2 protein-coding genes are annotated in these 1,541 nt (G+C 62.0%); both read left to right on the plus strand.

The features are described 5' to 3' along the window. The first annotated feature begins 146 nt into the window (after positions 1-146). Positions 147-371, plus strand: coding sequence for a hypothetical protein (locus KDL01_RS41035; protein ID WP_212534129.1), 225 nt, complete (start codon positions 147-149; stop codon positions 369-371). A gap of 27 nt (positions 372-398) precedes the next feature. Beyond that, positions 399-1,388, plus strand: a complete 990-nt coding sequence (locus KDL01_RS41040) for a Vps62-related protein (RefSeq protein ID WP_212534130.1) — start codon at positions 399-401, stop codon at positions 1,386-1,388. The last annotated feature ends 153 nt before the right edge of the window (positions 1,389-1,541 follow it).

A 1,541-nucleotide genomic window follows, 5' to 3' on the forward strand; every position in this document is an offset into this window, starting at 1 on the left:
TGCCCGCGATACGGGCGAACAGGTCGTCGAACCCAGCTGTCCACTCGTCGACCTCGACCGATATACCATCCACGAGCACCACAGTATAAAGCAGAGCTCGAAGACACAGTTTACAACTGTAGTACTACGCGGCTGGAGACTCTTGGGTGACGGTGATCGACGGTCAGTGGGCTCTGGTGCTCTCCGGCGCGACCGGCGAGCACGATTCACACCTCCCGGGCACGCGTGACTCGGCCGTGGCGTTCCTCTGCCCGTTGGACAAGAGCGTCATCGAGGAAGAGGAGTCGAGCGGGTGGGGCCGCTGGCGCGACCTGTGGGGTCCCTGGTGCAACCTGCCGCTGCCACCCCTCACGAAAAGCGCGTCCGATTAGCGAGTCCGACTGGCAGAAGGAACCGTGATGCTCGACCCCACGACGGAGAACACTCTCCCCTACGGCAGGGTAGTCAAGAAGCTGCCGGACAAGGTCATGCTCGACACGCTGAAGAAGTTCAGCCCTCTTGTATGGCTGCATAAGCGCGAGTCCTACAAGCCGTCTTCGGTGGACTTCGCCTTCCAGCACATGGAGCGCTTCGAGTCGAAGCGCTATCTGTACCCCAGGCAACCGAATATGGCGAGGCCTGCATACTGCGTCAAGGCCAAGGAGTGGTGGTTCTCGCGGGTATGGTATCCCAGCTATTTCTACGGCCAGGACTACGACACCAGTGGCGGGCAGCGCACCTGCATAGCGACCTGCTACGCCTTTTTCGTCGACAAGATGGGTCCGTTCACGGACTTGACCTACTTCTTCTTCTACCCGTTCAATTTCGTGTACGAGGGCAGAGGCCTGTACGGCAATCACGTGAGTGACTGGGAGTACGTCACGGTGCGCGTCTGCTGGACCGTGGGAGGGCCCAGTGGCTGGGAGAACCCGCAGCCGTGGTCGGTGTACGCGTCGTCTCACGACGGGGAGGGTGAAGTCCGCGAGTGGGGTTCCGTCACCAAATCGGACGGGCACCCGGTCATCTACTCCGCGGTGGGCACGCACGCCAACTACTACGAACCCATAAACCATATCCGCAAACGCGTTCTCACCGACTTCTGCAACCAGGGAACGCGGTGGAACACCTGGGACCATTTGGCATCATTCCACTGGCACCCGGACAATCCCGACCCCTCCGAGCCGGGAACCTATGCCTTCACCAGTCTCGACGGCGCCGCCGTGCCCATGTGGATGAAGAGCAACAAGTACTGGGAGCCGGGCACAGGCAGCGGCGCACCAGAGGACCCCGACTCCGGGCCGGTCTTCCGATGGGGAAACGAGGGCGACTTGTTGCTCCAGGGGACCCTCGACCCTCCGCAGGGGCCGCTGGAAAAATGGGAGGTCTGGCAGCCGTCGAAGATGGGCTGATCCCGGATTCCAGGAACTGCCCGCGACCGCTAGAAGTCCGATGAAGATCTTCGTGGTCTGATGTGGCGGGTCGGCGTAGCCGGCCCGCCACTGGCCTGTTCATGCTGGTGTCGGCAGGTTCCAGCGTCCGTTGGTGCGGGTGAGGCCGAGGTT

Origin of the sequence: Actinospica durhamensis (genome assembly GCF_018139695.1) — a bacterium.
Classification (GTDB): Bacteria; Actinomycetota; Actinomycetes; order Streptomycetales; family Catenulisporaceae; genus Actinospica; species Actinospica durhamensis.